The organism is Streptomyces sp. NPDC000941 (genome assembly GCF_053599555.1).
Genome location: NZ_JBSFMM010000095.1, coordinates 17,690 through 42,468 on the forward strand (window position 1 = coordinate 17,690; position 24,779 = coordinate 42,468).

Sequence of the window (24,779 nt, forward strand, 5' to 3'; positions counted from 1 at the left end):
CGGGCCCGTGGACTTCCGGCTCACGGACGACCAGCGTGCTCTGCGGGCGGGGGTCCGCGAACTGCTGGAGGGGCGGTTTCCGCGGGAGCGGCTGCGGGCGGTGGTGGACGCCGGCGCGCCCGCGGTGGACCGGGCGCTGTGGCGGGAGCTGGGCGGGGCCGGGTTCTTCGCGCTGCGGCTGGCGGAGGCGGACGGCGGGGTGGGGCTCGGCCTGCCCGAGGCGGTGCTGGTCTTCGAGGAGGCGGGCCGGGCGCTGCTGCCCGGGCCCCTGGTCGCGACGCATCTGGCGGCCGGGGTGGTGGCGGGCGCGGCCGAGGGCCGGGCCGTGGTCACGGCGCTGGACGCGGCGGGGTCGCTGGTCGAGCACTTGGCGTCGGCCGATGCCGTGTTGGTGATCGGTGACGACAAGGGCGGTGGAGGCGGGGGCGACGGGGGTGACGGTGACGGCGGCGAGGGCGGCGGGGGCGGCGACAGTGACGGGGGTGACGGGGGGATCGGCGTGCGGTCCGCGGCCGGACTCGCGCGCTCCGCACGGCCGATACGGTCCGTGGACCCGGCGACGCCACTGCACCGGCTGGACCGTGGCAGCGGTCCGGGCCGGGGGGAATGGTGGTCGGCCGCAGGCCCGGCCGGGCGCCGCTCCGCGGCCCGGCTCAGACGGGAGGCGGTGCTGCTGACCGCCGCCCTGCAACTGGGCAGCGCGGCCCGTACGGTCGAGCTGGCCGTACGCCATGCCCAGGAGCGCTCCCAGTTCGGCCGGGCGATCGGCGCCTTCCAGGCCGTACAGCATCTGTGCGCCGGGATGCTGGTGCGCGCGGAAACAGCCAGAAGTGTGGTTTACGCCGCCGCTGTCACCGAAGACGCGGGTGAAGTGGCGGCCGCCAAGCTGCTTGCCGACGAGGCCGCCGTCCGTAACGCGCGGGACTGTCTGCAGATCCATGGCGGGATGGGCTTCACCTGGGAGGCCGATGTCCATCTGCACCTCAAGCGGGCCTGGGTGAGGGCCGAGCAGTGGCAGACGGCGGCCGAGGCCGAGGAGGAGCTCGCGGCCGGGCTGCTCGCCGGCTGATGAGGTTTGTGACCCGACTTCGTGGATACGCCTGAATTGTTCAGGTGTCGCGATTCCTGGGGGAATCCCCAGAGTCTTCGAGGTGACCGAGCGTTGATACCGGGTTGTTTCCTAGGTGTGACTCGTCGCAGGGGGGAGTCGGGCCCATGCTCGGGTACTCTCCGTTGCGTGCGAACGGTTTTGGGGTGCAACTATCCCGGCGTGGCCCATGGGGCGACTCCGGGCACGCCAATGTGCCCCGCTCGCGCGGGGTGCGCAGGCTCTGCGCCCCGGTGTTCGACTCCCAACGGCGCGCGTCGCACAGTATGCCGCACGCATACTCCTTGGCGCTGGAATATGACCGAAGCGCTTGTTGGGGTGACTGTACGTCAACCATGCTGTCTCGCAAGGGGGTACCTCTCAGCCGTCGCTGGGAGGGGGCACCTCCCAGCGGTAGCTGGGGGAGAGTCACGTTCCGTGACCTCTTGGAGGTACGAGGCGATGTGTCCGCCGGTTCGGATGGTGTGAGCGGTGCAGGTGCTTCAGATGCAGATGGAGGTCCGGCCCGACCCCGCGGAGGTGAGCCGCGCCCGCCGATGGGCGCGCTCGCGGCTCGCCGGGTCCGGGATAGGGGTGGACGAGCCGCTTGCCGAGACCCTGATCCTGCTGATTTCGGAGCTGGTGACCAACGCCGTGGTGCACACGGGCTGTCCGGCGGTGCTGCGCATGCTCTTCCCGGCGCAGGGCGACGTCGGCGGGCCCGGTGCGGGCGGCCGCGGGGGGTGGGGGCCGGGCTCGGGTACGGTCCGGGTCGAGGTCGCCGACGCCAGCGGCCGGGCGCCGCGGCGGCGGTGCGCGGGCGAAGAGGCCACCAACGGGCGAGGTCTTGAACTGGTCGACGGCTTGGCGGACCGCTGGGGCTGGCATCCGGAGGGCGCGGGCAAGCGCATCTGGTGCGAGGTGGACCGGGGCGCCCGTGGGGGTCATGAGGGGTACGGAAGTCATGAAGAACCGGTCCTGACGGGGCATGCGGGTTCTCATGCGCCATCACAAATCGGGTGTAGTCGACAAAGTCCAGACCAGGTGTTGACGTGATGTGGTGGCTTGATCACTCTAGGATCAGCGATTCGTTGCGAGGGGACGCCGAGGGCTCTGTGATTCCTGTGGGCCGTGTGCTTACGGCGCGGTTCCTTGGCGAGTGCGGGTCGCTGCCCGGCGCGTGACAGGGCATCGGCGCCGGAGCCGGGTGGCGGTGTGCCGTGCCGTGCTCGGGGTGTGCATGAGCGCACCGCCGCCCGACAGACCCGCCCCTCGCCCCGCTGTATGGCGGGGCCGCGCCCCCGTGGGCCGCGCGTCACGGAACCGCGGCGCGTCACGAGACGCCACGGGTCACAAAATCACCACGGGTCACAGAATCGCCACGGGCGCGACGGGGCTCCCCACGCCGCCGACGAACGGCTCGGGTGTGGCCGACAGCAGAAACGTGTAGCGCCCCTCCTCGGCGCAGGCCTGCCCCAACTCCTCCAGATTCCAGTTCTGGCCCTGCTGCATACCCATCTCCACGAGATCGAGGGCGTGGACCGGCATCCACAGGTTCTCTATCTCCGGGGGAAAGATCTCGAAGGTGAGGGTGTCGTTGGCCACCGCGGCCACGTCCCGGGCGTGGAACCACTCGGGGGTACGGAGGGACAGGCCGGGTGAGGGGAAGGCGTAAGCCTCCTTCTCGCCCGCGAGATAGCGCTGGATCTGACCGGTGCGCACCAGCGCGATATCGCCGGGGCGGACGGTGGTCTTCGCCAGCGCCTCGGCGGCGTCCAGGTCTTCGGGTGTGACGGCATGCCCCTCGGGGAGCCGGTCGAGTCCGTGGGTGCGGGCGACATCGAGGAGCACGCCGCGCGAGACGATATGCCGCGCCTTGTCGATGCCGCTGAAAGTGGCGCGGCCATGAGGGGTGACGGAGTCGGCGGGGCGGCCGTTGTAGATCCGGCCCGAGTGCGAGACATGGGTCAGCCCGTCCCAGTGGGTGCCCGACTGCAGTCCCATCGTCACGGCGTCGTCGCTGGTGGCCACGGTGTCCGGGCCGAATATCTCCAGATTGACGGCGATCATGGTGTGCAGCGGATTGACCCGGCCCGGGATCACACCGGTCTGCACCCCGTCCTGTTGGAGCGGGACCGCGAGCGGGATGCGGCGGCCGCTCCGTATGGTCGCCGCGGCGCCCCTGACCACCTCGTCGGTGATCAGATTGAGCGTCCCGATCTCGTCCGCCTCCCCCCAGCGGCCCCAGTTGTTGATGCGCTTGGCGATGTCGTGGAATTCGGGCGGCAGAGTCATGGAGCCTCCTCGGTTCGGCTTCCGGGCGGGATTCCGCTCGGGGGGTTGTACTCGGGCCGCGTCTGCTCAAAAATCTAACGGACCGTCAGAAACTCCGGGAGGGGAAGCGACGTGGGCAACTTCTTGGGCGGCAAAGTGGTCGCCGTCACCGGGGCCGGGCGGGGCATCGGCCGAGCCGTGGCACTGGCCTGCGCGGCTGAAGGAGCCCAGGTCGTCGTCAATGACTACGGAGTGTCGATCGAGGGCGGCGAACCCAGCAGCGAAGTCGCCGAGGCGGTGGTCAAGGAGATCGAGGCGGCGAGCGGAGCGGCGGTGGCTGTCGCCGACGACGTCTCGACCATGGCGGGCGGACAGCGGATCGTGGACACGGCGCTGGAACACTACGGGCGGCTCGACGGCGTGGTCTGCGTCGCCGGGATCCTGCGCGAGCGGATGCTCTTCAACATGACCGAGGAGGAGTGGGACCCGGTCGTCGCCACCCATCTCAAGGGCACCTTCACCGTCTTCCGGGCGGCCTCCGCGGTGATGCGCAAGCAGGGCTCCGGCACCCTGATCGGCTTCACCAGCGGCAACCACCAGGGGAGCGTCGCGCAGGCCAACTACGCCTCCGCGAAAGGCGGGATCATCTCCCTGGTACGCAGCGCCGCACTCGGCCTCCACAAGTACGGGGTGACCGCCAACTGCGTCGCACCGGTCGCCCGGACGCGGATGTCCGCCAATGTGCCCATGGAGCTCAAGGAGATCGGCGAGCCGGAGGACGTGGCGGCGCTGGTGGTCTATCTGCTGAGCGAACGGGCCCGGGACGAGAAGATCACCGGACAGGTCTATACGATCGCGGGCCCCAAGATCGCGGTCTGGGCCCAGCCGCGGGAACTGCGCGCGGGATACACGGAAGGCGCCTGGACCCCGGAGAAGATCGCCGACTTCCTCCCGGGCACGGTCGGCACCGACCCCATGCCGATGCTCGCTCAGCTCGACGCCATGGCCAAGGCGGCGGCCAAGGGCCAACGCCCCAACGCGTGACCCGCACCCGCTGGGCGGGGCCACCGCCCAGCGGCGGCCGGGGGAGCGGGGCGGTAGACGGTAGACGGGAGAAGCCGTGGACTTCGCTTTCGGACCGGAGGACGAACGCTTTCGCACCCGAGCCCGCGACTGGCTCGACGAACACGTCGCCGACGCACTGTCCCAACTCGCCGGGCGGCCACAGCCACAGCCGGAACCACAGCCCCAGTCGCCGTCGCAGGCGCAGCCCGGCGCCGGCCACGACGGCCCACCGGCAGCGGCGGACGCGCACCGCGCCTGGGAGCGGGAACTCGGCGCCGGCGGCTGGATCGGGCTCGGCTGGGACTGTACGCACGGCACCTACGGCAACCAGCCCGCCACCCTCACCCAGCAGGTCGTCTGGGCCGAGGAGTACGCCCGCGCCGGGGCCCCCGCCCGGCTCGGCCACATCGGCGAAAACCTCCTCGCCCCGACCCTGCTCGCCTACGGCGATGACACCCAGCGCGCCCGCTTTCTGCCCCCCATCGCCCGCGGCGAGGAGCTGTGGTGCCAGGGCTACAGCGAGCCCGAGGCCGGATCGGACCTCGCCGGGGTGCGGACCCGCGCCGTCCGCGACCCGGGCGACGGCACGTACCGCGTCACCGGGCAGAAGATCTGGACCTCCCTCGCCCAGGAAGCCGACTGGTGCTTTGTTCTGGCGCGCACCGAGGACGGCTCACAACGCCATCATGGTCTCTCCTTTCTTCTCGTACCGATGGACCAGCCCGGACGGGTCGAAGTGCGCCCGATCCGCCAGCTGACCGGCGACGCCGAGTTCAACGAGGTCTTCTTCGACGGCGCGGTGGCGCGCGCGGAACACCTCGTCGGCGGCGCCGGCCAGGGCTGGCGCGTGGCCATGGGCCTGCTCGCCGTGGAGCGCGGCGTCTCCACCCTCGCCCAGCAGATCGGCTTCGCCCAGGAGCTCGACCGGGTCGTCCGGCTGGCGCTGCGCACGGGCGCCGCCGACGACCCCGTACTGCGCGACCGGCTTGTCGAGCAGTGGGCCGAGCTGAAGGCCATGCGCTGGAACGCGCTGCGGACCCTGGGCGAGGCATCGGGCCCCGGCGCGCCCAGCGTCGCCAAGCTGCTGTGGGGCGGCTGGCACCAGCGGCTGGGCGAACTGGCCGTGCGGATACGCGGCGCCGCGGCCGCGCTCGGCCCCGAGCGGTGGACCGCCGAGCGGCCGTACGAACTCGACGACGGGCAGCGCCTCTTCCTCTTCTCTCGGGCCGACACGATCTACGGCGGCTCGGACGAGATCCAGCGGAACATCATCGCCGAGCGCGTTCTCAACCTCCCTAAGGAATCACGCGGATGAAGACCGACGAGCCGACGGCAGACGGGCAGAAGGCGGACGGGCAGAAGGCGGACGGGCAGAGGGTGGGCCGGCAGACGGCGTACGGGCATTGGATCGGCGGCGGTCGGCGGCGGCCAGGGCAGGGGCACTATCCGGTCGTCAATCCCGCCACCGAGCAGATCGTCGGCCATGCCCCGGAGGCCGACGTGGCCGACGTCGACGCCGCCGTGAGCGCGGCACAGGACGCTTATGAGGGGTGGGCGCGCACCGCCCCCCATGAGCGCGCCGCTGTGCTCGACCGCGCCGCCACCCTGATCGCCGAGCACGCCCGGGAGCTGATCCCGCTGGCCCAGGCCGAGACGGGCGCGACGATGCGCGTCGCCAAGGCCATGCAGGTGCCCCCGGCCGCCGACCGCTTCCGCCGGTATGCGCGAGGCGCCGTCGAGCCGGACACGGTCCCGCTCGCGCCCCTGCCCGTTGCCGCCTCGCTCCTCGCCCCCGGCGGGCTCGTCGGCGCGGCCGCCGTCCGCCGCCCCGTGGGTGTCGTGGGCTGTATCACCTCCTACAACTTCCCCCTCGCCAACCTCGCGGGCAAGGTCGCCCCAGCCCTGGCGATGGGTAATACGGTCGTCGCCAAACCGGCCCCGCAGGACCCTCTGTGCTGTTTGGAACTCGGCCCCCTGCTGAAGGAGGCCGGGCTCCCGGACGGTGTCTTCAATGTCGTCACCGGATCGGGCGCGGCCGCTGGCGAGGCGCTTGTGGCGCACCCGGGCGTCGACATGGTCAGCTTCACCGGCTCCACCGCCGTGGGAAAGAGGATCGCCGAGTCCGCAGGCCACTCGATGAAGCGCACCCTGATGGAGCTGGGGGGCAAGGGCGCGGCCATCGTCCTTGGGGACGCCGACGAGTCCGTGATCAAGTCGGCGGTCGGGGCGGTCGGTTCGACCTGGTCTTTCCACAGCGGGCAGATCTGCACGGCGCCGACCCGTGTGCTCGTCCATCGATCGCTGTACGAGAAGGTCATCGCCGCACTCACACGGTATGCGAAGTCACTGATCGTCGGGGACCCTGTGGATAACTCCACGATCGTCGGCCCGTTGATCTCCGCGGCCCAGCGCGACCGCGTCGAGTCGTACCTCGCCGGGGCCCGTGACCAGGGCGCCCGGATCGTGGTGGGCGGCGAACGCCCCGCGGTCGAGCCCGGCTTCTACGTCGCCCCGACCCTGATCGCCGACGCGGGTCCCGATATGACCGTCGCGCAGGAGGAGATCTTCGGCCCGGTCGTCGTCGCCCTTCCCTTCGACGACGAGGACGAGGCCGTCCGTATCGCCTGCTCCACGCCGTACGGCCTGTACGACTACGTCTTCAGCGCCGACGCGGGCCGCGCCTGGGCCCTCGCCGCCCGCCTGCGCAGCGGCAACGTCGGCATCAACACCGCCCAGCGCCACCCGGAGACGCCGTTCGGCGGCTTCAAGCACAGCGGGGTGGGCCGCGACGGCGGCTCGTTCGGCCTGCACGCGTACAGCGAACTCCAGTCGGTGGTCTGGGCTTCCTGAAAGTGGTCCTGGCCAGGAAAAGAGAGTGGTGAAGTGGTGATGAGAGGCGTCATCTTCGACGGCACCGAACCGCGCGTGGTCGACGACCTGGAGATCCGGGCGCCAGGCCCCGGTGAGGTGCTGGTCGGCGTCGCCGCCGCGGGCCTGTGCCACAGCGATCTGTCCGTTCTCGACGGCACCATCCCCTTCCCCGTCCCGGTCGTGCTCGGCCACGAGGGCGCGGGCACGGTGGTGGAGGTCGGCGCCGGCGTCACACATGTCGCGCCCGGCGACCATGTCGCCCTGACCACCATCGCCAACTGCGGGACCTGCGCCGACTGCGGCCGTGGCCGCCCCACCATGTGCCGCAAGGCGATCGGCAGGCCGGGCAAGCCGTTCAGCCGCGCCGGGCAGCCGCTGTACAACTTCGCCTCGAACTCCGCCTTCGCCGAGCGCACGCTGGTCAAGGCCGTGCAGGCGGTCAGGATTCCCGAGGACATCCCCCTCACCTCGGCCGCCCTCATCGGCTGCGGCGTCCTCACCGGCGTCGGCGCCGTGCTCAACCGCGCCCGGGTCGACCGCGGCGAGTCGGTCGTCGTCATCGGCACCGGCGGAATCGGGCTCAATGTGCTGCAGGGCGCCCGGATCGCCGGGGCCGGGCCGATCGTCGCCGTGGATTCCAACCCCGCAAAGGAGCCGCTGGCCAGGCAGTTCGGCGCCACGCACTTCGTCGCCTCGACGGCCGCAGCCCGGGAGATCCTGCCGTCCGGCGCCGACCACGCCTTCGAGTGCGTCGGCAGCACCCGGCTCATCCGGGAGGCCGTGGACCTGCTCGACCGGCACGGCCAGGCGGTGCTGCTCGGCGTGCCGCCCGCCGACGCCGAAGCCTCCTTCCTGGTCTCCTCCATGTATCTGGACAAGGCCATCCTGGGCTGCCGCTACGGCTCGGCCCGGCCGCAGCGCGATATCGCCCTGTACGCGGACCTCTACCGCCAGGGCCGGCTGCTGCTGGACGAACTGGTCACCCAGACCTATCCCGTCGAGGACTTCCCCAAGGCCACCGACGACGCGCGGGCAGGCCGGGTGGCGCGGGCCGTGCTCACCTTCTGATCAGCGAGGCGTCCCTGGGACTACCTGCTGCCGAAGGCGTCGGCCAGGGCACCCACGGCCGTGGCACCGACAGCCGTGGCACCGACAGCCGTGGCACCGACAGCCGTGGCACCGACGGCCGTGGCACGGAAGGTGCGCCGGTAGGCCGTGGGCGAGACGCCGAGCGCCGTCTGCAGGTGCTGCCGCATCGACGCGGCCGTGCCGAAGCCCGCGTCCCGCGCCACCTGGTCCACCGACAGATCGGTGCCTTCCAGCAGATGCCTGGCCCGTTCCACGCGCTGCTGTACGAGCCACTGCCCGGGGCTGACACCGACCTCCTCGCGGAAGCGGCGGGTGAAGGTCCGTACGCTCATCGACTCCTGGTCGGCCCACTCGCGGAGCGAGATCGGGCGTTCCAGGCGGCTCAGCGCCCAGGCGCGCGCCGCCGTCGTGGTCGCCTGCTGCGGTTCGGGGAGCGGGCGTTCGATGTACTGCGCCTGGCCGCCGTCGCGGTACGGCGGCACCAGGCTGCGCCGCGCGACCTCGTTGGCGACGGCCGCGCCGTGATCGCGCCGCACGACGTGCAGACACAGGTCGATGCCCGAGGCGACGCCCGCCGAGGTGAGCACATCGCCGTCGTCCACGAAGAGCACGTCCGGGTCGACCGCGATGGAGGGGAAGAGGGTCTGGAAGTGGGCGGAGCTCCGCCAGTGGGTGGTGGCGGGGCGGCCGTCGAGCAGCCCGGCGGCCGCGAGCACATAGCTGCCGGTGCAGATGGACATCCAGCGGACGCCGGGCCGGGCGTGGAGCAGGGCGGCGGCGAGCGCCGGCGGAAGTGTGCCCTCCCTATAGACCTGCCCCATCTCGTAGCTGGTGGGTACGACGATGGTGTCGGCTTCGGCCAGCGCCTCGGGGCCGCGTTCGACGACGATCGGGAAGTCGGCGTCCGTCGATACCTCGCCGGGCTCAGGAGTGCAGCTGAACACCTTGTAGAAGCGCTCGCCCTCCGCGGAGCGGGCCCCGCCGAAGATCCTGAAGGGGATGCCCAGCTCGAAGGGGATCACACCGGGCAGGACCAGCACGGCGATCCGGTGCCGGCTGTCGGCGTCCATGGATGAGGGCATACGGGCCTCCAACGCATATCTCGTGGCCCGATCCTAACGAATGCTGTCCCTCGGGCCACTCGTACGGGCCGAACGCAGCGTTGATGCTGGTCAGGTGACGCAGGCAACCGAACTCCCAGGGACTCCAGGTCAGGACGAGCAACCCCTTCCCGCCCGGCGGCGGCCGAGGATTCACCGTGCGTGGTGGGTCGCCGCCGTCACCTTTGTGACGATCGTCGGCGCGGCCGGCTTCGCCTCGCTCCCCGGTCTGCTGATCGACCCCCTGCACGAGGAATTCGGCTGGTCGCGGGGGCTGATCGGGTTCGCGGTGTCCGTGAATCTCGCCCTCTATGGGCTCACCGCGCCGTTCGCCGCCGCCCTTATGGATCGCTTCGGCATCCGTAAGGTCGTCGCCTGCGCGCTGACGGTGATCGCCGTAGGGGCCGGGCTCACGGTCTTCATGACCGAAGCCTGGCAGCTCGTCCTGTGCTGGGGCGTCCTCGTGGGCCTCGGCAGCGGCTCGATGGCGCTGGCCTTCGCCGCGACGGTCACCAATCGGTGGTTCGTCGAGCGGCGCGGCCTGGTCACCGGCATTCTCACGGCGGGAGGCGCGTCCGGGCAGCTGGTGTTCCTGCCCGCCCTGTCGTGGATCGTGGAGTACCACCACTGGCGCCCGGCCGCGGTCACGGTGGCGGTCGTCGCGTTCGCCGTAGTCCCCTTCGTCTGGCTGCTGCTGCGCGACCACCCGGCCGATGTGGGGGTGGCCGCGTACGGGGCCGAGGGGCCGCCCGCGCCCAAGCCCGCACCGCAGCGCGGCGCGGCCCGCCGGGCGATCACCGCGCTGCTCTCGGCCGCGCGCACCGGCCCGTTCTGGCTGCTGGCCGGGACCTTCGCGATCTGTGGCGCCTCCACCAACGGCCTGGTCAAGACGCACTTCGTGCCCGCCGCGCACGACCATGGCATGCCCGTGACGGCCGCCGCCGGTCTGCTCGCGGTCATCGGGATCTTCGACATCGTGGGCACGGTGGCCTCCGGTTGGTTCACCGACCGGTTCGACGCGCGGCGGCTGCTCGCCGTCTACTACGCGCTGCGTGGGCTCTCGCTGATGTTTCTGCCGATGCTCCTGTCGGACTCCGTGCATCCCCCGATGCTCTTCTTCATCGTCTTCTACGGGCTCGACTGGGTCGCGACCGTGCCGCCCACCATCGCTCTGTGCCGTGAGCACTACGGCGAGGACAGCGCGATCGTCTTCGGATGGGTGCTGGCCTCGCACCAGGTGGGCGCGGGGGTGATCGCCTTCGTCGGAGGCGTGGCGCGGGACACCTTCGGGTCGTACGACATGGTCTGGTACAGCGCGGGCGCGCTGTGCGCGGTGGCCGCGCTGATGGCCCTGGTCATCCGGCGGGAGCGGGAGGAGGTCCCGCGCATCGCCTAGGTCCCGTCGCCCGGACAGCGCCTACTGCTGAGCCCCGTCCTGGCCTTGTGGTGCCAGGGTGGTGAACTCGCCGCGGTGGAAGAGGAGAGGGCCCGAGCGGGCGGTGAGGTCGTCCGTGCCGAGGGCGCGGACGCGGCCAACGACCACCAGGTGGTCGCCGCCGGTGTGCACGGCGTGGACCGTGCAGTCGATCCACGCGGGGACGTCCGCGAGCCGCGGTGAGCCGGTCACCGGGGCCGGCTGGTGCCGGACGCCGGCGAACTTGTCCGGTCGCCGGGATGCGCTCACCGCGAAGCCCCGGCACAGCTCGCCCTGGTCCGCCCCCAGGATGTTGACGCAGAAGGCCCCGGCGCGGGCGATGCGCGGCCAGGTCGTGGACGTACGGGCGACCATGAAGGCGATCAGCGGCGGGTCGAGGGAGAGGGAGGAGAAGGACTGGCAGGCGAACCCGGCCGGGCCCTCCTCGTCCACCGCCGCGATGACCGTGACGCCGCTCGCGAAGTGGCCGAGCACCCGCCGGAACTCCGCCGGGTCCAGCGGAAGACGCTCGTCCGCGCGTACGGCGCGCAGGGCGGGGCGGCCGGGCCGGTGCGGCGCCGAGGCCCCCTGCGGCAGAGGATTGTCGCGGCGCTTGGCGGCGGTCGGCGAGCCGACCGAGCGCAGATAGCGGACCGCGGTAGCTGCCATCCCGGCGTGTCCCATCATGATTCCATTGAATCTGATGCTGCGTCAGATGGGAAGTCCCGGACCCTCCGCTCCCTTCGGCGGCCCGGGAGTCAGCGGCCCCGGTACTCGGGGGCGCGGCGCTCGGCGAAGGCGCGGACGCCTTCCTGCGCGTCCGCCGTGGTCATGTTGATCTCCTGGGCCGCTGCCTCGGCGGCGAACGCGGCCGCGCGATCGGCCTCCAGCGAGCCGTTCACCAGCTGCTTGGTGAGGGCGATGGCGCGAGTCGGGCCGGCGGCCAAGCGCTCGGCCCACTCGCGGGCGGTCTTGGCCAGCTCGCCGTCCGGGACGACCCGGTTGACCAGGCCGATCCGCTCGGCCTCGGCGGCGGACAGCGAATCGCCGAAGAACAGCAGCTCCTTCGCCCGCTGCGGGCCGATCAGGCGTGGGAGGAGATAGGCGCCGCCGCCGTCGGGGACCAGCCCGCGGCGGACGAAGACCTCGATGAACCTGGCCGACTCGGCGGCGATCACCAGATCGCAGGCGAAGGCGAGATGGGCGCCGAGCCCGGCCGCGGTCCCGTTCACGGCGGCGATGACCGGCTTCTCGCAGTCCAGCACGGCGGCGATGAGCCGCTGCGCCCCGCGCCGGATCAGCCGGGCCACATCGCCGGCGACCCGTTCGTCCCCGTCGGCGCTGCCGCTGGCGCTCCCGGCGGCGCCCGTGCGGGCACCGCCGCGCAGGTCGGCCCCGGCGCAGAAGCCCTTGCCGGTGGCGGTGATCACCACGGCCCCGACCGCCGGGTCGGCGGAGGCGTCGTCGAGCAGCGAAATCAGGCGTTCGCGCTGGTCAGGGGTGATGGCGTTCATCGCGGCTGGGCGGTCGAGGGTGATCCACGCCACGCCGTTGTCAGTGGCGTGCCGTACAACGGATTCAGGTGATTCTTCGGGGGAGGAAGTCATGGGGGAATTCCCTTGGGCTGGGGCCGTGGCCGGGGCGGGTGGTGTCGAGGCGGCGGCAACGGTTCGGGTGGAGGGCCGGGCGCGCGGGCCGGGTGCCTCAGCGGCACACGGCCAGGGCGTCGAGGGCCACCGCGCCCTGGCCGCGCGGCAGCACCATCAAGGGGTTGACGTCGAGCTCGGCGAGGTCGTCGCCGAGCTCCAGGGCCATGCGCTGGACGCGGAGGACGACCTCGACCAGGGCGTCCACATCGCAGGGGGGCATGCCGCGTACGCCGTCGAGCAGGGCCCGGCCGCGCAGCTCGGTGAGCATCGCGCGCGCCTGGTCCTCGCCGAAGGGCGGCACGCGTACGGCAGTGTCCCGCAGCACCTCGACGAGCACCCCGCCGATGCCCACGGTGACGGTCGGCCCGAAGAGGCTGTCGTGGGTGACGCCGACGACCATCTCCACACCGCGCTCGACCATCTGGCAGACCAGCACACCGTCCAGCTCGACGCCTTCGTAGCGGGCGATGTCGGTCAGGTCCCGATAGGTGTCGCGGACCTGGCTCGCGGAGGTGAGCCCGAGCCTGACCAGGCCCAGTTCGGTCTTGTGGGCGAGCTGTGGCGCGGAGGCCTTCATGGCGACGGGGTAGCCGACCAGACCGGCGGCGCGGACGGCCGCCGCCGCGCTGGTCACCAACTGCTCGCGCGGCACCCGGATGCCGTACGCCCGCAGCAGCTGCTTCGCGGCGTGCTCGCTCAGCTGTTCTCCCGGGCGCAGCAGCGCCTGGGCCTTGCGGGCCGAGGGGGAGGGGGTGCGCGGGGCGTCGTCGAAGGGGGAGCGGTAGCCGGCCGTGAAGCGGTGGTGCTCCAGATAGGCGCGGACGGCGGTGATGCAGTTGGCGAAGGTCCGGAAGGTGGCGACGCGCGAGGAGCCGAGCAGGGTGGTGCGGTAGGCGGCCTCGGTGCCCACCGGCGAGCCCCACACCACGCACACCAGCTTGTCCGTCTCTTCCGCCGCGTCGACCAGGTCCTGCGCCAGCTTGTCGCTCATCGGTGGGAACGGCCCGGTGATCGGGCAGATCAGCACGCCGACGGACGGGTCGGCGAGGATGGCGTCGATGATCTTCCGGCCCCGCCAGTCGCCGACGGGGTGGCCGCCGTTGTCGACGGGGTTGGCGACGCTGAGGTCGTCGGGTATCCACTGGTGGAGCTCGGCCTGTTTCTCGGCGCAGAGTGTGGGCAGCGGGAGCCCGGCGGCCGTCGCCAGGTCGGAGAAGTGGGCGCCGGTGCCCCCGGAGATCGAATAGACCACGACGCCCTCGGCGTGCGGGGGCCGGGCGCGGGCGAGCAGCGCGGCCGTGTCCTGCAGCTCGTCCAGGCCGTCGACCCGGATCACGCCGAACTGCCGCATGGCCGCGTCCACGACCGCGTCCGAGCCGGTCAGCTTGCCGGTGTGGGAGGCGGCCGTGCGGGCCCCGGTCTCGGTGCGGCCGACCTTGACGGCCACGACGGGCACCTTGGCGCGGGCGGCGCGGTCGGCGGCCAGCAGGAAGCTGCGCCCGTCCTTGAGCCCTTCCGCATACATCGCGATGGCGCCGACTTCGGGCCGGGAGGCGAAGTAGGAGATGAAGTCGGCGGTCTCCAGGTCGGCCTCGTTGCCGGTGGGGGCCCAGTGGCTGAGCCGGATGCCCAGCTCCTGGAGGGTGAAGACGGGGCGGCCCTGGTGGCCGGACTGGGTGATGAGGGCGATCGCCGGCCCGTCCAGGTCCTCGCGGAACTCCTCGAAGGCGTTGAGGTTGGTGTTGGGGCCCAGCAGGCGCAGTCCGCCGCGCCGTACGGCGGCGGACAGCCGGGCCTGGGCGGCGGCGCCTTCGGCGCCGGTCTCGGCGAAGCCGGAGGCGAAGGCGACGGCGAACTTGACCTTGGCGGCGGCGAGTTCATCGACGAGCGGAAGGGGGTCGCGGACGAGGAGGACGGCGAGATCGACCGGTTCGGGCAGATCGGCCACGGACGGGACGCAGGGGAGGCCGAAGACGGCGGAGCGGGAGGGATGTACGGGGTGCAGGCGCGCGCCGACGCGCTCGGCCCAGGCGATCAGCTGCCGGGTGATGCCGGTGTTGGGGCGGCCCTCGGCGTCGGAGGCGCCGATGACGGCCACCGACTCGGGGCGGAAGAACCGGTCCAGATCGGGGACGGCGGAGTGCAGCGGGCGGCCGCTGACGTCCATGTCCTCGGCGGTCTCGGCGGCCGCGGATCTGCCGTGGACATGGACGGTGGGGCCGGGAGGCCGGCCGCAGGCGGCGACGCGGGCGTGACGGGAGTTGGTGGTGAGGGTGCCGTGAGTCGATCCAAGCATCGGTATCCGCCACTCCTGCTCGTTGGCGACAAGCCAGATAGCTGACGTCCAGTCAGATTACTCAGGAGTCAGATTAACGGAACTGACGCCATGTCAGGAATGGGGGTGCGTGGACAAAACGCAGGGTGACGGGGGCCGCTCTTGAGGCGGTGAGGTGATGGTGCCCGGCGGATCCAGCGGTCACGCCGGGCGGGAGCGGCGATATCACGCCGATGTGCGGTCGATGGCCTTGGCGATTTTGTGCGCGTCGATGGCGAGTTCGCGGAACATGCCGCTGATCGGGTTCGTATAGCCCGTGAAGTGCAGGCCCGGAGCCGAGGGGGCGGTGCGCGGGCCGTGGGCCAGCGGCCTGCCGCGCGCGTCGAGCACGTCCAGGTGGCCGACGAGGTCGTCCAGGCCGCGCCGGTAGCCGGTCGCCGCGACCACGGTGTCGGGGCTGATGCGGGAGCCGTCGGCCAGCGCCACCTTGTCCTCCTCGAAGGACTCGACCGCCGCCACCACCTCCACCTTCCCGGCCTGGACCGCGTCGATGAGGCCGACGTCCTGCACCGGAATCGCGCCTTGGCGCACCCGGGTGTACAGGCCGGTCTCCGGCAAGGGCAGTCCGTGCTCGGCGAGGTCCGGCATGGTGAGCCGGTTCATCACCCGTGCCGCCCGGTCCACCAGCGTGGTGGGCAGCCGCCGCACCATGATGCCGGTGGCCTGCGCGGGCCAGCCCGCCGTGGAGCGGCGCAGGATGTGCGGCACGGTGCGCACCGCGAGCCGCACCCGGGCCGCGCCGCCCTCGACGAGGTCGACCGCGATCTCGGCGCCCGTGTTGCCGATGCCGACGACCAGGACGTCCCGGCCCTCGTAGGGGCGGGCGTTGCGGTAGCGGCTCGCGTGCAGCAGCTCGCCGGTATAGGTCTTCCGGCCCGGCCAGTCGGGCACGCGCGGGGTGTGGTTGTAGCCGGTGGCCACGACCACGACGGGCGAGGAGGGCGTCCGCCCGCCCGTGGCCCGCAGCACCCAGCCCTCGCCGTCCGGGGCCCGGTCGATCCGTGAGACCTCCACCCCGGTGACGATCTCCAGCCGGTGGTGCTCGACGTACTGCTCCAGATAGCGCACCACGTCGTCGCGGGCGACCCACCGCCCGTACGCACGGGGGATCGCGAGCCCGGGGAGGGCGGACAGGCGGCGCGTGGTGTGCAGATGCAGCCGGTCGTAATGGGCACGCCAAGAGGCGGCGACCGCCTCCGACTTCTCCAGGACCACCGCGCGGATGCCGCGTTCGCGCAGGGCCGCCGCTGTGGCGAGCCCGCCCGGGCCGGCGCCGATCACGTACACAGGTGAGGAGTGCTCGGGGAAGGTGTCGGCCATGGGCGTGAGCGTAGTCAGATATTTGACAGGTTTCCGACAAATTTATTCCGAATCGGTTGCGGATCGATCACAGGCCGCTGCACGACCCCTTGCGCGGCCGCCCCCGCGTCCGCTGAACTGACGTACCGTCAGATTGCGTGGTCGGCGCCCGGCGGGGCGGCCGGAGAGGGGGAGAGATGCGTACGATCTGGCTCAGCGGGCCCGAATGGCTCGCCGTGCTCCGCATCGGGCTCGGCCTGTGGTGGCTGGAGAGCTGGCGGCACAAGGACAAGAAGGCCTGGCTGGAACGGAACACCGGCATCACCTGGGCGGCCGGCGTCGCCGCCAAGCACCGCTGGGCGTTCGTACGCGGCGGATTCGGCGCCGTCGTCGGGTCCCGCCCCAAGCTGATGGCGTATGTCGTCCTCTACGCCGAGCTGGCCATCGGCCTGGGCCTGGTCCTGGGCTTCCTCACCCCGATCGCCCTGATCGGCGGCGCGCTGCTGAACCTGCTCTACTTCGTGCTGATGATCCACGACTGGGCCGAGCAGGGGCAGAACTCCATGATGGTGCTCATGTCCCTGGTCGCCCTCCTCGGTATGAGCTGGCAGACCTGGGCGCTGGACGAGGCGTGGGGGCTGTTCCTGTGAGCACGCTCCCCGAGGGCGCACCCCGCTTCGACCTACCGGAGATCGACGCCTTCACCCGCCCCTACTGGGACGCGGCCGCGCAGGGGCAGCTGCTGATCCGCCGCTGCAACGACTGCGGCCAAGCTCACCACTATCCGCGCGAGTTCTGTCCCCGGTGCTGGAGCGAGAGCGTCGTCTGGGAGCGGGCGAGCGGCCGCGCGACCCTCTACACCTGGTCCGTGGTGCACCGCAACGACCTGCCGCCGTTCGGCGCGCGTGTCCCCTATACCGCCGCCGTCGTCGAACTCGCCGAGGGCCCACGGATGATGACCGAGCTGGTCGGGTGCGCCGGTCCGGATCTGCGTGTGGGCATGGACCTGTGCGTCGACTTTCGCGCCGAGGGCGAGGATGCCCCGTACGAGGACTCCCCGGCGATCCCCGTCTTCCGCCCCGTCAAGGGCACCGGACAGAGGCGATGAGCCTCCCTGAGCGGCCCGCCCTCACGGCCACAGCAGCTCGCGCCGCCAATCACCGCTTTCGGCCGCCCGGCGGTAGCGCAGCCGTACGTGCCGGCGGTGCTCCTCCTCCTGGTAGAACTCCACCTCGTCCGCGACCAGGACATACAGCGTCCAGCTCGGCGCCGTCGCGTCCGGCTCCCGCTCGACTCGCTCCCGCGCCGCCTCGAAGGCCCGCTCCAGTTCCTCGTACGAACCCAGGACCTCGCTCTGCCGCCCGGCCCCGGCCAGCGCGGCGGTCAGCGCCGCCGGTGAGCGCCCGTGCAGATCCGCCGCGCTCTCCTCGGGGCCGGCCGCCGTGACCCGCCCGCCGATGCGCACCTGCCGGCCCAGCGCGGTCCAGTGGAACCCCAGCGCCGCGTACGGCTGCGCGGCCAGCTCACGGCCCTTGCGGCTGGTGCGGTGCGTGCCGAAGTGCCAGCCGCGGTCGTCGGCGTCGTGCAGCATCACCGTACGTAGGGACGGGCGGCCGTCCGCGTCGGCGGTGGCCAGCGTCATGGTGTGCGGGCCCGGTACGCCCGCCTCGGCGGCCTCGCGCAGCCAGCGCCGGAAGAGCGGAAGCGGTGCTTCGGGCGCCGTCGCCGGGTCGAAGGCGGGCAGTTCGCCGCCGTCGCGCACGCGCAGTCCGCGCAGCAGTGCGCGGAATTCCTCGGCGGCCTCGTCGTCGATTGCACCCATCGGGTTCCCTGCCTCCTCGTTCGTTCCCGAGGAGCAGGGTGGCATGGGAGCAGGGACAGGGAGCGCACGGTATCCCCTGAGCGCGGGATGTCCCCTCGCGCGCCGTCCCCTGAGCGTCCGGTGCTCTCTCGCGCGCCGTCCCCCTGAGTGCCCGGTGCCCACTCGCGCGCCCTCAGTCGCGCCCGAGCACCACCGTCCCCGACGAGCAGAACCAGCCGCCCGTCCCCGACGCCACGGCCAGCTCCGGCAGCCGTCCGCCCGCCTTGCGGACCTGCCGCTCACCCGCCTCGCCGCGCAGCTGCCGTACGGCCTCCACCAGCAGGAACAGTCCGCGCATACCGGGGTGGCAGGCGGAGAGCCCGCCGCCGTCCGTGTTCGTCGGCAGGTCGCCCGTAAGTGTCAGCCGCCCCTTGCCGGCGAACGCCCCGCCCTCGCCCTTCGCGCAGAAGCCCAGATCCTCCAGGGTCACCAGCGTCATATAGGTGAACGCGTCGTAGAGCTCGGCCACGTCGATGTCCGACGGCCGTACCCCGGCCCGCTCGAAGGCCTGCCGCCCGGAGAGCGCGGCGGGCGAGACGGTGAAGTCGTCCCACTCCGACATGGTGGTGTGGGAGATCGCGGTGCCCGAACCCAGCACCCACACCGGGGGCTTCGCCGTCTCCGGTACGTACTCCTCGCCCGCGAGCAGCACGGCGCAGCCGCCGTCGGAGCGGATGCAGCAGTGCAGCTTGGTGAAGGGGTCGGCGATCATCGGGCCGCTCAGCACCTCGTCCACCGTGATCGGGGCGCGGAACATCGCGTCCGGGTTGTGCGCGGCGTTGGCGCGCGCCTGGACGGCGATGTCCGCGAGCTGTTCGAGGGTCGTGCCGTACTGGTGCATATGGCGGCGCGCGGCCATCGCGTACTTGGCGACCAGGGTGTGGCCGTACGGAACCTCGAACTGGAGCGGTCCGCGCGCCCCGAAGGAGAGGTTGGAGGTACGGCGGCCCGCGCGGATGTCGGCGCGGGCGGTGGAGCCGTAGACCAGGAGGACGGCGCGAGCGTGGCCCGCGGCGATCGCGTCCGCCGCATGGGCCGTCATGACCTCCCAGGTGGAGCCGCCGACGGACGTCGAGTCGGTCCAGGTGGGGCGCAGGCCCAGATACTCGGCGACCTCGACCGGGGCCAGCGTGCCGAGCCCGGCCGACGCGAGGCCGTCGACCGCCGACCGGTCGAGGCCGGAGTCGGCGAGGGCGCGGCGGGCGGCCTGGGCGTGGAGGGCGTAGGGGGTCGCGCTGTCGACGCGGCCGCAGTCGGAGAGGGAGACGCCGACGACGGCGACCTTGCGGGCGCGCTTGCGCTTCGCTGCGGGCTTCGCTGGCATAGATCTGACGGTACATCAGATATGCGGGGGCGGGGACAGGGCCGGAGGAGGGGGGCGGGGGTGGATTGCGAGGGAGGTCGTGTGTAGGGGTGGGAAAGTGTGCACCTCGTCCCTAATATGACGGTCCGTCAGAAGCGGAGGTGCTTGCGATGGACGCCGCGTTCACCGATGAACAGGTCGAGATCCGCCGTACGCTGCGCAGACTGCTGCGGGAGCGGTGCGGCCCCGACGAGGTCAAGGCGGCGGTCCGCACCGCGTCGGGCCACGACGAGGCGCTGTGGCGGCTGCTCGCACGGCAGCTAGGGCTGCCCGGCCTCGCTCTTTCCCGGGAGGCCGGGGGCGTCGGCTGTGGGCCCACCGAGCTGGCCCTCGCCTGCGAGGAGACCGGGCGCGCGCTGCTCCCGTCCCCGCTGACGGCCACCTCGGTGCTCGCCGCGCCCCTCCTCGACCGGCTCGGGACGGGCGCGCAGCGCGCCGAGCTGCTGCCACGTATCGCGGGCGGCGAACTCACGGCGTCGCTCGCCGTGCCCGGCGGGGAGCTGACCAGGGCGCTCGGCCTGACAGGCGGGGACAAGGACGGCGGCGGCTGGGCGGGCGGCGGGCGCGCGGGGGGCGTCCAGGCGCGGGAGAGCCGGGGCAGCGGGGGCGGCGGGGGCTGGCGGCTTTACGGGCAGGTCGACCAGGTCCTCGACGGGCACAGCGCGGGGCTGCTGCTCGTCGCCGCCCGCACGGGCGGCTATACGCGCGGCCGGACGCTGCTCTTCCTCGTCCGGGCCGGGGCGCCCGGCCTGGTCCGTACGCGGCTGACCGCGCTGGACGAGACGCGGCCGCAGGGCCGGATCGAGCTGCGGGACGTACCGGCCGAGCCGCTGGGCGCGGTGGGCGCAGAGAGCCCGGACGTGGTGGGCGCGCTGGCGCGGCTGGGGACGACGGCGGCGGCCGCGCTCGCCGCCGAGGCGATGGGGGCGGCGGACGCGGCGCTGGAGCGGACGGTCGAGTACGTACGGACGCGGATGCAGTTCGGCCGGTCGATCGGGTCGTTCCAGGCGGTCAAGCACCGGCTGGCGGAGGTGTATGTGAAGGTCGAGACGGCGCGGTCGGCGGCGTACTACGCGGCGTGGGCCGTGGGGCGGTCCGCGGCGGCGCACGAGTCCGAGGCGGGCCCGGGTATCAAGGCTGGAGAAGCCGCCGGGGCGGCCATCGCGAGCGGGCTCGCGCTCGCGCAGGCGCTGGAGGCGCAGCGTACGGCCGCGGGGGAGGCGGTGCAGCTGCACGGCGGCGTCGGCTTCACCTGGGAACACGACGCGCACCTCTACTTCAAGCGGGCCGCCTCGGACGAACTGCTCTTCGGCCCGGTGCACCGGCTGCGGGCGCGCGCGGCCGAGCGGGAAGGGCTGTTCGCGGAGCCGGACGCGGCGAGCGCGAGTGCGACCGCGACCGCGACCGCGAGTACCGATGGGCACCGGGCCCGGAAGGCGGTGGCGGTGTGATGGAGTCGCCCACAACGCGTCCGGGCTACGGAGTCCGGCTGATCCAGAAGGTGTCGTCGGGCCGGGCCTTCGCGAAGGTCGCGCCGCATATCGTCCCGGTGCTCGACCGCGCCGTGCACCGGCTGACCCGCGGCAAGGTGCTGCCCAGCGCCCGGATGCTGCCCGGCGTGATCCTCACGGCGACGGGCGCGAGAAGCGGTCTGCCGCGCCGCACTCCGCTGGCCTGTATGCCGGAGGACGGCGGCACCTGGCTGCTGATCGGCAGCAACTTCGGCCGGCCGGGCCACCCTGCCTGGACCGCGAATCTGCTGGCCCACCCGGACGCGGAGATCAGCTGGAAGGGCCGTGACATCGCGGTGCGGGCGCGGCTGCTGACGGGTGAGGAGCGGGAGGCGGCCTGGGCGGCGGCGCTCCGCTTCTGGCCGCCGTACGCGACGTACCAGGCGCGGGTGGAGCGCCAGATCCGCCTGTTCCGCGTGACGCCGACACGGGACGGGGAGGGATCCGACGGCGCGTAGGGCCGGTGGGTCACGGCGCGTGAGGCCGGTGGGTTACGGCGCGCAAGGCTGGGCCGGTGGGCCAGGGCGCGTAGGGCCGGTGGGTCGGGGGTTCGCCGTGGGGGGTGACAGGACGTGCGGGACCCCGGAGCCGACCGGCCCGCTGCGATGGGCGAGCGATGGCGGGCCCGAAGGGTCGGGGCCCGGGCGCTCGCGACGCCGACGCGCGCGGTGCGTGTTACTCGGCCTACTTGGGCGGCTTCCTGCCCGTGACGCCGAGGTGGATCAGAAGCGTCAGGGCGGGCCTGAGCTCGGCCTGCTTGACGCCCCAGCTCTGGAAGCCCTTCTGGTGGGCGGCGACCGCGGCCAGCATCGCGACGATCGAGCCCGCGACGGCCGCCGGGCTGACGTCCTTGTCGTACCGGCCCTTGGCCTGGAGCTCCTTGACGGCGTCGGTCAGGGAATTGGTGACGGCGTTGAGGATCTTCATGCGGATCTTGTAGAACCGCTTGTCCCCCTCCGCCGCGCCAAGATCGACAACCCGCAGGATGGCGTCGTGTTTGCGCCAGAAGGAGAGGAAGCCCTCGACGAGCTCTTCCGCGGCCTGTGCGCCGGATTTTCCGGCCCACGAGCGCCCGGCGGCCAAGTCGGTCAGGCCCGCGCCCTCCTTCGCCATCTCCTCCGCGATCTCGAGGACGGCGCCCTCGACATCGGGGAAGTACTGGTAGAACGTCGCGGGCGAGGTGCCGGCCTTGCGCGCGACATCGATGACCTTGACGTCTCGGTACGGGGATGTGCTGAGCATCTCGCTGAGGCAGTCGAGCAGCTTCTGCCGCGTCGCCTGCCCGCGGCGACCGGCGACCCGCCCGTCGACGGTGCGTACTTGTCCTGTCATGACGTCAGCTTACCGAGGGGTGATCGAAGCGCGATTCGGCTGCGTGCAAATGGGGACCGTGCTCGGCCTGGGACTCCTGAGGCCGCGCTGATCAGGGACAACGAGTCATCGAGGCCCGTCTGGGCGGCTTCTCGGCCGTCCGCGGACGACTAACCCGTTCGTGTGATTCATATTATCAACAGCCTGTGGATAACTTCGGTGGACAGAGCGACAGCGGTGCAGGTCGGGGAATCGGTGAGCGGCCTGAAATAGACCCTGGGGATGTGCCCGAATCAAGCCCCGTGCCCGCGTCTCGAATCGGGCTTTACCGGCGATGAACCGTTAGCGTGGCGAATGACGCAAAGAGCTTTGTGTGTGGCGTAGTGGGGCATTCGTGCGGGAGGACCGGAACCATGGCCGCATTCGCGGAAGGCGTGCCCTGCTGGGTGGACGCGATGCTCCCCGATCTGGAGGCGGGCAAGCGCTTCTACGGCGAGCTGTTCGGCTGGACCTTCGGGGCGGGCGAGCGGCACTACGGCCACTACACCCAGGCGTTCCACGGCGGGCGGAACGTCGCCGCCCTCGCCCCCAAGCTGGACGGTCGGATGCCGACCGTCTGGAACATCTACTTCGCCGCCCAGGACGCCGCCGCCACCGCCGCGCGCATCCGCGCCGCCGGAGGCCGGCTGATCACCGAGCCCATGCCGATCGGGGACTTCGGCGTCATGGTGACGGCCGTGGACCCCGGGGGCGCGGTCTTCGGCGTCTGGCAGGCGGGCAGCCACCCCGGTTTCGAGGAGCACGGCGCCCCGGGCTCGTACGGCTGGATCGAGCTCCGTACCCGGGATCCGGAGCGTGTGGACGCCTTTTACCGGGCGGTCTTCGGATACGGGACGGTCCGTCTGGGGAAGGAAAGGGAGTTGGGCGGGCAGCCGGGTGAGGGCAAGAGGCCGGGCGAGGAGAGGGAGTCGAGTGAAGGGGCAGGGGTGGATGGGCGGCGGCAGGAGGCCGACATCGTGTTCTGGACGCCGCGCGGGAAGCCCGTGGAGCCCGGGCATGCGATCGGCGCCCGCGCCGCCATGGGCGACAGATTTCCGGCCGAGATGCCCGCGCACTTCCTCACCTACTTCGTGGTAGCGAATTGTGACGAAGTCGCGCGGAGGGCGCACGCGCTCGGCGGGCGCCTGCTCAATGACCCCGAAGATACGCCGTACGGGCGTTTCGTGGCGCTTGCGGACAATCAGGGCGCGCACTTCGCCGTCGTCGACACCTCGGCGGCGGGGTCTTCGCGCACGGAAAGCGGAGCGTAACGGGGCCGGGAGCCCGGCGTACGGCAAAGTGGAGGTCAGTAGGGCGCCGCCAGGTGACACGACGAAATCGCCCCCGGGTTCGCAACCGCCGCCTTCGCCAGAGAGAATGCAGGTTGCGTGCCGCCGGTTGGTTTGTCGGTGAGACGCTGCAGCGGGGCTGTATTTTTTCAAGCCCCACGGGGAGGTGGCAGGCAAGTGGTGGAGCAGCTGACGCAGCACGATCCGAGGCGTATCGGACCGTTCGAGGTGCTCGGCCGGCTTGGCGCGGGCGGTATGGGGCTGGTCTATCTGGCCCGCTCGGCGTCCGGCCGACGGGTCGCGATCAAAACGGTGCGGACCGAGCTCGCCGAGGACCAGCTGTTCCGTGTCCGCTTCACCCGCGAGGTGGAGGCGGCGCGTGCGGTCAGCGGTTTCTACACGGCCGCCGTCGTGGACGCCGATCCGCGGGCCGCGGTGCCGTGGCTGGCCACCGCCTACGTCCCGGCTCCCTCCCTCGAGGAGATAGTCAATGAGTGCGGGCCGATGCCGGCCCAGGCGGTGCGCTGGCTGGCGGCCGGGGTCGCCGAGGCGCTGCAGTCCATCCACGGCGCGGGTCTGGTCCACCGGGATCTGAAACCGTCGAATGTGCTGGTCGTCGAGGACGGTCCGCGAGTAATCGACTTCGGTATCGCTTCCGGGGTTTCGAACACCCGGCTGACGATGACCAACGTGGCCGTGGGCACCCCGGCCTATATGTCGCCCGAGCAGGCGCGCGACTCGCGCAGCGTGACGGGCGCGAGCGACATCTTCTCGCTCGGTTCGACGCTGACCTTCGCGGCGACCGGCCACGCTCCGTTCCATGGCGCCAACCCGGTCGAGACCGTGTTCATGCTGCTGCGCGAGGGCCCGGATCTGACCGGTCTGCCGGACGAACTGCGGCCGCTCATCGAGTCCTGTATGCAGATGGAGCCCGAGCGCAGGCCCACCCCGGCCGATCTGCAGTCGCAGCTGGCCCCGCATCTGTTCGCCTCCAACGCCGAGGACAGCGGTACGGCCTCGGCCTGGCTGCCGGCCGGCGCGGTGGCGCTGATCGAACGCAAGCGCAACGGACGGAACCAGATCGCGCGCCCCGCGCGGGGCGCGGACGGCCGCCATGGCGGCGACGGTGGCGCGAGTGGGGGGGGGGGGGGGGGCGGGGCGCGCAGATCGGGAGAGCGGCGGGGGGGGAAAGAGGGTGGAGAAAAAAGGGTAGATAAAGGTG

Annotated in this window: 22 protein-coding genes; 13 read left to right on the top strand and 9 right to left on the bottom strand. The window is 72.0% G+C overall.

The genetic code is table 11. The annotated features are described in order from the left end of the window. Window positions 1-7 precede the first annotated feature (7 nt). On the top strand, window positions 8-1,069 hold the full coding sequence (locus ACWDSL_RS27975; protein ID WP_450489986.1) for an acyl-CoA dehydrogenase family protein: 1,062 nt from the start codon (window positions 8-10) through the stop codon (window positions 1,067-1,069). A 510-nt stretch (window positions 1,070-1,579) separates the two neighbouring features. After that, window positions 1,580-2,143 carry an ATP-binding protein gene (locus ACWDSL_RS27980; protein ID WP_450489944.1) on the top strand — a complete coding sequence of 188 codons (564 nt, stop codon included), beginning with the start codon at window positions 1,580-1,582 and terminating at the stop codon, window positions 2,141-2,143. A 312-nt stretch (window positions 2,144-2,455) separates the two neighbouring features. On the opposite strand, the gene ACWDSL_RS27985 is transcribed toward ACWDSL_RS27980, so the two are convergent. Next, the gene (locus ACWDSL_RS27985) at window positions 2,456-3,382 is read right to left on the bottom strand and encodes a cyclase family protein (RefSeq protein WP_450489946.1); all 927 of its coding nucleotides are present in this window, start codon (window positions 3,380-3,382) and stop codon (window positions 2,456-2,458) included. Window positions 3,383-3,493: 111 nt separating this feature from the next. On the opposite strand from ACWDSL_RS27985, the gene ACWDSL_RS27990 reads away from it, so the two are divergent. From ACWDSL_RS27990 to ACWDSL_RS28005, 4 genes are all read left to right on the top strand, one after another. Further along, window positions 3,494-4,405, top strand: coding sequence for an SDR family oxidoreductase (locus ACWDSL_RS27990; RefSeq protein WP_450489948.1), 912 nt, complete (start codon window positions 3,494-3,496; stop codon window positions 4,403-4,405). 76 nt (window positions 4,406-4,481) lie between these two features. Beyond that, window positions 4,482-5,741: an acyl-CoA dehydrogenase family protein gene (locus ACWDSL_RS27995; protein WP_450489950.1), complete on the top strand. Its 1,260-nt coding sequence runs from the start codon at window positions 4,482-4,484 to the stop codon at window positions 5,739-5,741. Beyond that, a complete protein-coding gene (locus tag ACWDSL_RS28000; protein ID WP_450489952.1) occupies window positions 5,738-7,276 on the top strand; it encodes an aldehyde dehydrogenase family protein in 1,539 nt (512 codons plus the stop codon). Before ACWDSL_RS27995 ends, ACWDSL_RS28000 begins: the two co-directional genes overlap by 4 nt. Window positions 7,277-7,315: 39 nt before the next feature. Continuing rightward, on the top strand, window positions 7,316-8,365 hold the full coding sequence (locus ACWDSL_RS28005) for a Zn-dependent alcohol dehydrogenase (protein ID WP_450489954.1): 1,050 nt from the start codon (window positions 7,316-7,318) through the stop codon (window positions 8,363-8,365). 20 nt (window positions 8,366-8,385) lie between these two features. Here the strand turns inward: ACWDSL_RS28005 and ACWDSL_RS28010 are convergent, their stop codons facing one another. Next, complete coding sequence (locus ACWDSL_RS28010; protein ID WP_450489956.1) at window positions 8,386-9,456, bottom strand: GlxA family transcriptional regulator; 1,071 nt, start codon at window positions 9,454-9,456, stop codon at window positions 8,386-8,388. A gap of 52 nt (window positions 9,457-9,508) precedes the next feature. On the opposite strand from ACWDSL_RS28010, the gene ACWDSL_RS28015 reads away from it, so the two are divergent. Further along, on the top strand, window positions 9,509-10,882 hold the full coding sequence (locus tag ACWDSL_RS28015) for an MFS transporter (RefSeq protein WP_450489958.1): 1,374 nt from the start codon (window positions 9,509-9,511) through the stop codon (window positions 10,880-10,882). A 21-nt stretch (window positions 10,883-10,903) separates the two neighbouring features. Here the strand turns inward: ACWDSL_RS28015 and ACWDSL_RS28020 are convergent, their stop codons facing one another. The 4 genes from ACWDSL_RS28020 to ACWDSL_RS28035 all read right to left on the bottom strand — a co-directional run bounded on the left by ACWDSL_RS28020 (window position 10,904) and on the right by ACWDSL_RS28035 (window position 16,204). Beyond that, complete coding sequence (locus tag ACWDSL_RS28020) at window positions 10,904-11,569, bottom strand: flavin reductase family protein (protein WP_450489960.1); 666 nt, start codon at window positions 11,567-11,569, stop codon at window positions 10,904-10,906. 89 nt (window positions 11,570-11,658) lie between these two features. After that, a complete protein-coding gene (locus tag ACWDSL_RS28025) occupies window positions 11,659-12,507 on the bottom strand; it encodes an enoyl-CoA hydratase/isomerase family protein (RefSeq protein WP_450489962.1) in 849 nt (282 codons plus the stop codon). Between the two features lie 97 nt (window positions 12,508-12,604). Next, window positions 12,605-14,845, bottom strand: coding sequence for an acetate--CoA ligase family protein (locus ACWDSL_RS28030; protein WP_450489964.1), 2,241 nt, complete (start codon window positions 14,843-14,845; stop codon window positions 12,605-12,607). A 204-nt stretch (window positions 14,846-15,049) separates the two neighbouring features. Further along, the gene (locus ACWDSL_RS28035; RefSeq protein ID WP_450489966.1) at window positions 15,050-16,204 is read right to left on the bottom strand and encodes a flavin-containing monooxygenase; all 1,155 of its coding nucleotides are present in this window, start codon (window positions 16,202-16,204) and stop codon (window positions 15,050-15,052) included. Between the two features lie 176 nt (window positions 16,205-16,380). Between ACWDSL_RS28035 and ACWDSL_RS28040 the strand changes: the two genes are divergently transcribed. Then, window positions 16,381-16,833, top strand: coding sequence for a DoxX family protein (locus tag ACWDSL_RS28040; protein WP_450489968.1), 453 nt, complete (start codon window positions 16,381-16,383; stop codon window positions 16,831-16,833). Then, entirely contained in the window at window positions 16,830-17,291 is a 462-nt protein-coding gene (locus tag ACWDSL_RS28045) for a Zn-ribbon domain-containing OB-fold protein (RefSeq protein WP_450489970.1), read from the top strand. The genes ACWDSL_RS28040 and ACWDSL_RS28045 overlap by 4 nt, the downstream gene beginning before the upstream one ends. A 21-nt stretch (window positions 17,292-17,312) precedes the next feature. Here ACWDSL_RS28045 and ACWDSL_RS28050 read toward each other — a convergent pair whose 3' ends face one another. Both ACWDSL_RS28050 and ACWDSL_RS28055 read right to left on the bottom strand, forming a co-directional pair. Continuing rightward, window positions 17,313-18,005 (bottom strand): pyridoxine/pyridoxamine 5'-phosphate oxidase, encoded by a 693-nt coding sequence (locus ACWDSL_RS28050; protein WP_450489972.1) that lies wholly within the window; start codon window positions 18,003-18,005, stop codon window positions 17,313-17,315. A 172-nt stretch (window positions 18,006-18,177) separates the two neighbouring features. Beyond that, window positions 18,178-19,368 carry a thiolase C-terminal domain-containing protein gene (locus ACWDSL_RS28055; protein WP_450489974.1) on the bottom strand — a complete coding sequence of 397 codons (1,191 nt, stop codon included), beginning with the start codon at window positions 19,366-19,368 and terminating at the stop codon, window positions 18,178-18,180. Window positions 19,369-19,517: 149 nt separating this feature from the next. Between ACWDSL_RS28055 and ACWDSL_RS28060 the strand changes: the two genes are divergently transcribed. After that, the gene (locus ACWDSL_RS28060) at window positions 19,518-20,858 is read left to right on the top strand and encodes an acyl-CoA dehydrogenase family protein (protein WP_450489976.1); all 1,341 of its coding nucleotides are present in this window, start codon (window positions 19,518-19,520) and stop codon (window positions 20,856-20,858) included. Continuing rightward, on the top strand, window positions 20,858-21,376 hold the full coding sequence (locus ACWDSL_RS28065) for a nitroreductase family deazaflavin-dependent oxidoreductase (RefSeq protein ID WP_450489978.1): 519 nt from the start codon (window positions 20,858-20,860) through the stop codon (window positions 21,374-21,376). The genes ACWDSL_RS28060 and ACWDSL_RS28065 overlap by 1 nt, the downstream gene beginning before the upstream one ends. 226 nt (window positions 21,377-21,602) lie before the next feature. Here ACWDSL_RS28065 and ACWDSL_RS28070 read toward each other — a convergent pair whose 3' ends face one another. Further along, complete coding sequence (locus ACWDSL_RS28070; RefSeq protein ID WP_450489980.1) at window positions 21,603-22,250, bottom strand: TetR family transcriptional regulator; 648 nt, start codon at window positions 22,248-22,250, stop codon at window positions 21,603-21,605. Window positions 22,251-22,642: 392 nt separating this feature from the next. On the opposite strand from ACWDSL_RS28070, the gene ACWDSL_RS28075 reads away from it, so the two are divergent. Beyond that, complete coding sequence (locus ACWDSL_RS28075) at window positions 22,643-23,539, top strand: VOC family protein (RefSeq protein ID WP_450489982.1); 897 nt, start codon at window positions 22,643-22,645, stop codon at window positions 23,537-23,539. 195 nt (window positions 23,540-23,734) lie between these two features. Further along, window positions 23,735-24,779, top strand: a 1,045-nt coding sequence (locus tag ACWDSL_RS28080) for a serine/threonine-protein kinase (RefSeq protein WP_450489984.1), incomplete at its 3' end; no start/stop codon positions are given.

What these genes read in the sequence shown, in the direction of transcription:
- ACWDSL_RS28040 (WP_450489968.1), top strand. Translation starts at nt 16,381, where the DNA reads ATGCGTACGATCTGGCTCAGCGGGCCCGAATGGCTCGCCGTGCTCCGC.
- ACWDSL_RS28015 (WP_450489958.1), top strand. Translation starts at nt 9,509, where the DNA reads ATGCTGTCCCTCGGGCCACTCGTACGGGCCGAACGCAGCGTTGATGCT.
- ACWDSL_RS28010 (WP_450489956.1), bottom strand. Translation starts at nt 9,456, where the DNA reads ATGGACGCCGACAGCCGGCACCGGATCGCCGTGCTGGTCCTGCCCGGT.
- ACWDSL_RS28005 (WP_450489954.1), top strand. Translation starts at nt 7,316, where the DNA reads ATGAGAGGCGTCATCTTCGACGGCACCGAACCGCGCGTGGTCGACGAC.
- ACWDSL_RS28020 (WP_450489960.1), bottom strand. Translation starts at nt 11,569, where the DNA reads ATGGCAGCTACCGCGGTCCGCTATCTGCGCTCGGTCGGCTCGCCGACC.
- ACWDSL_RS28055 (WP_450489974.1), bottom strand. Translation starts at nt 19,368, where the DNA reads ATGCCAGCGAAGCCCGCAGCGAAGCGCAAGCGCGCCCGCAAGGTCGCC.
- ACWDSL_RS28060 (WP_450489976.1), top strand. Translation starts at nt 19,518, where the DNA reads ATGGACGCCGCGTTCACCGATGAACAGGTCGAGATCCGCCGTACGCTG.
- ACWDSL_RS28050 (WP_450489972.1), bottom strand. Translation starts at nt 18,005, where the DNA reads ATGGGTGCAATCGACGACGAGGCCGCCGAGGAATTCCGCGCACTGCTG.
- ACWDSL_RS27985 (WP_450489946.1), bottom strand. Translation starts at nt 3,382, where the DNA reads ATGACTCTGCCGCCCGAATTCCACGACATCGCCAAGCGCATCAACAAC.
- ACWDSL_RS28030 (WP_450489964.1), bottom strand. Translation starts at nt 14,845, where the DNA reads ATGCTTGGATCGACTCACGGCACCCTCACCACCAACTCCCGTCACGCC.
- ACWDSL_RS28070 (WP_450489980.1), bottom strand. Translation starts at nt 22,250, where the DNA reads ATGACAGGACAAGTACGCACCGTCGACGGGCGGGTCGCCGGTCGCCGC.
- ACWDSL_RS28000 (WP_450489952.1), top strand. Translation starts at nt 5,738, where the DNA reads ATGAAGACCGACGAGCCGACGGCAGACGGGCAGAAGGCGGACGGGCAG.
- ACWDSL_RS28035 (WP_450489966.1), bottom strand. Translation starts at nt 16,204, where the DNA reads ATGGCCGACACCTTCCCCGAGCACTCCTCACCTGTGTACGTGATCGGC.
- ACWDSL_RS28075 (WP_450489982.1), top strand. Translation starts at nt 22,643, where the DNA reads ATGGCCGCATTCGCGGAAGGCGTGCCCTGCTGGGTGGACGCGATGCTC.
- ACWDSL_RS28065 (WP_450489978.1), top strand. Translation starts at nt 20,858, where the DNA reads ATGGAGTCGCCCACAACGCGTCCGGGCTACGGAGTCCGGCTGATCCAG.
- ACWDSL_RS28025 (WP_450489962.1), bottom strand. Translation starts at nt 12,507, where the DNA reads ATGACTTCCTCCCCCGAAGAATCACCTGAATCCGTTGTACGGCACGCC.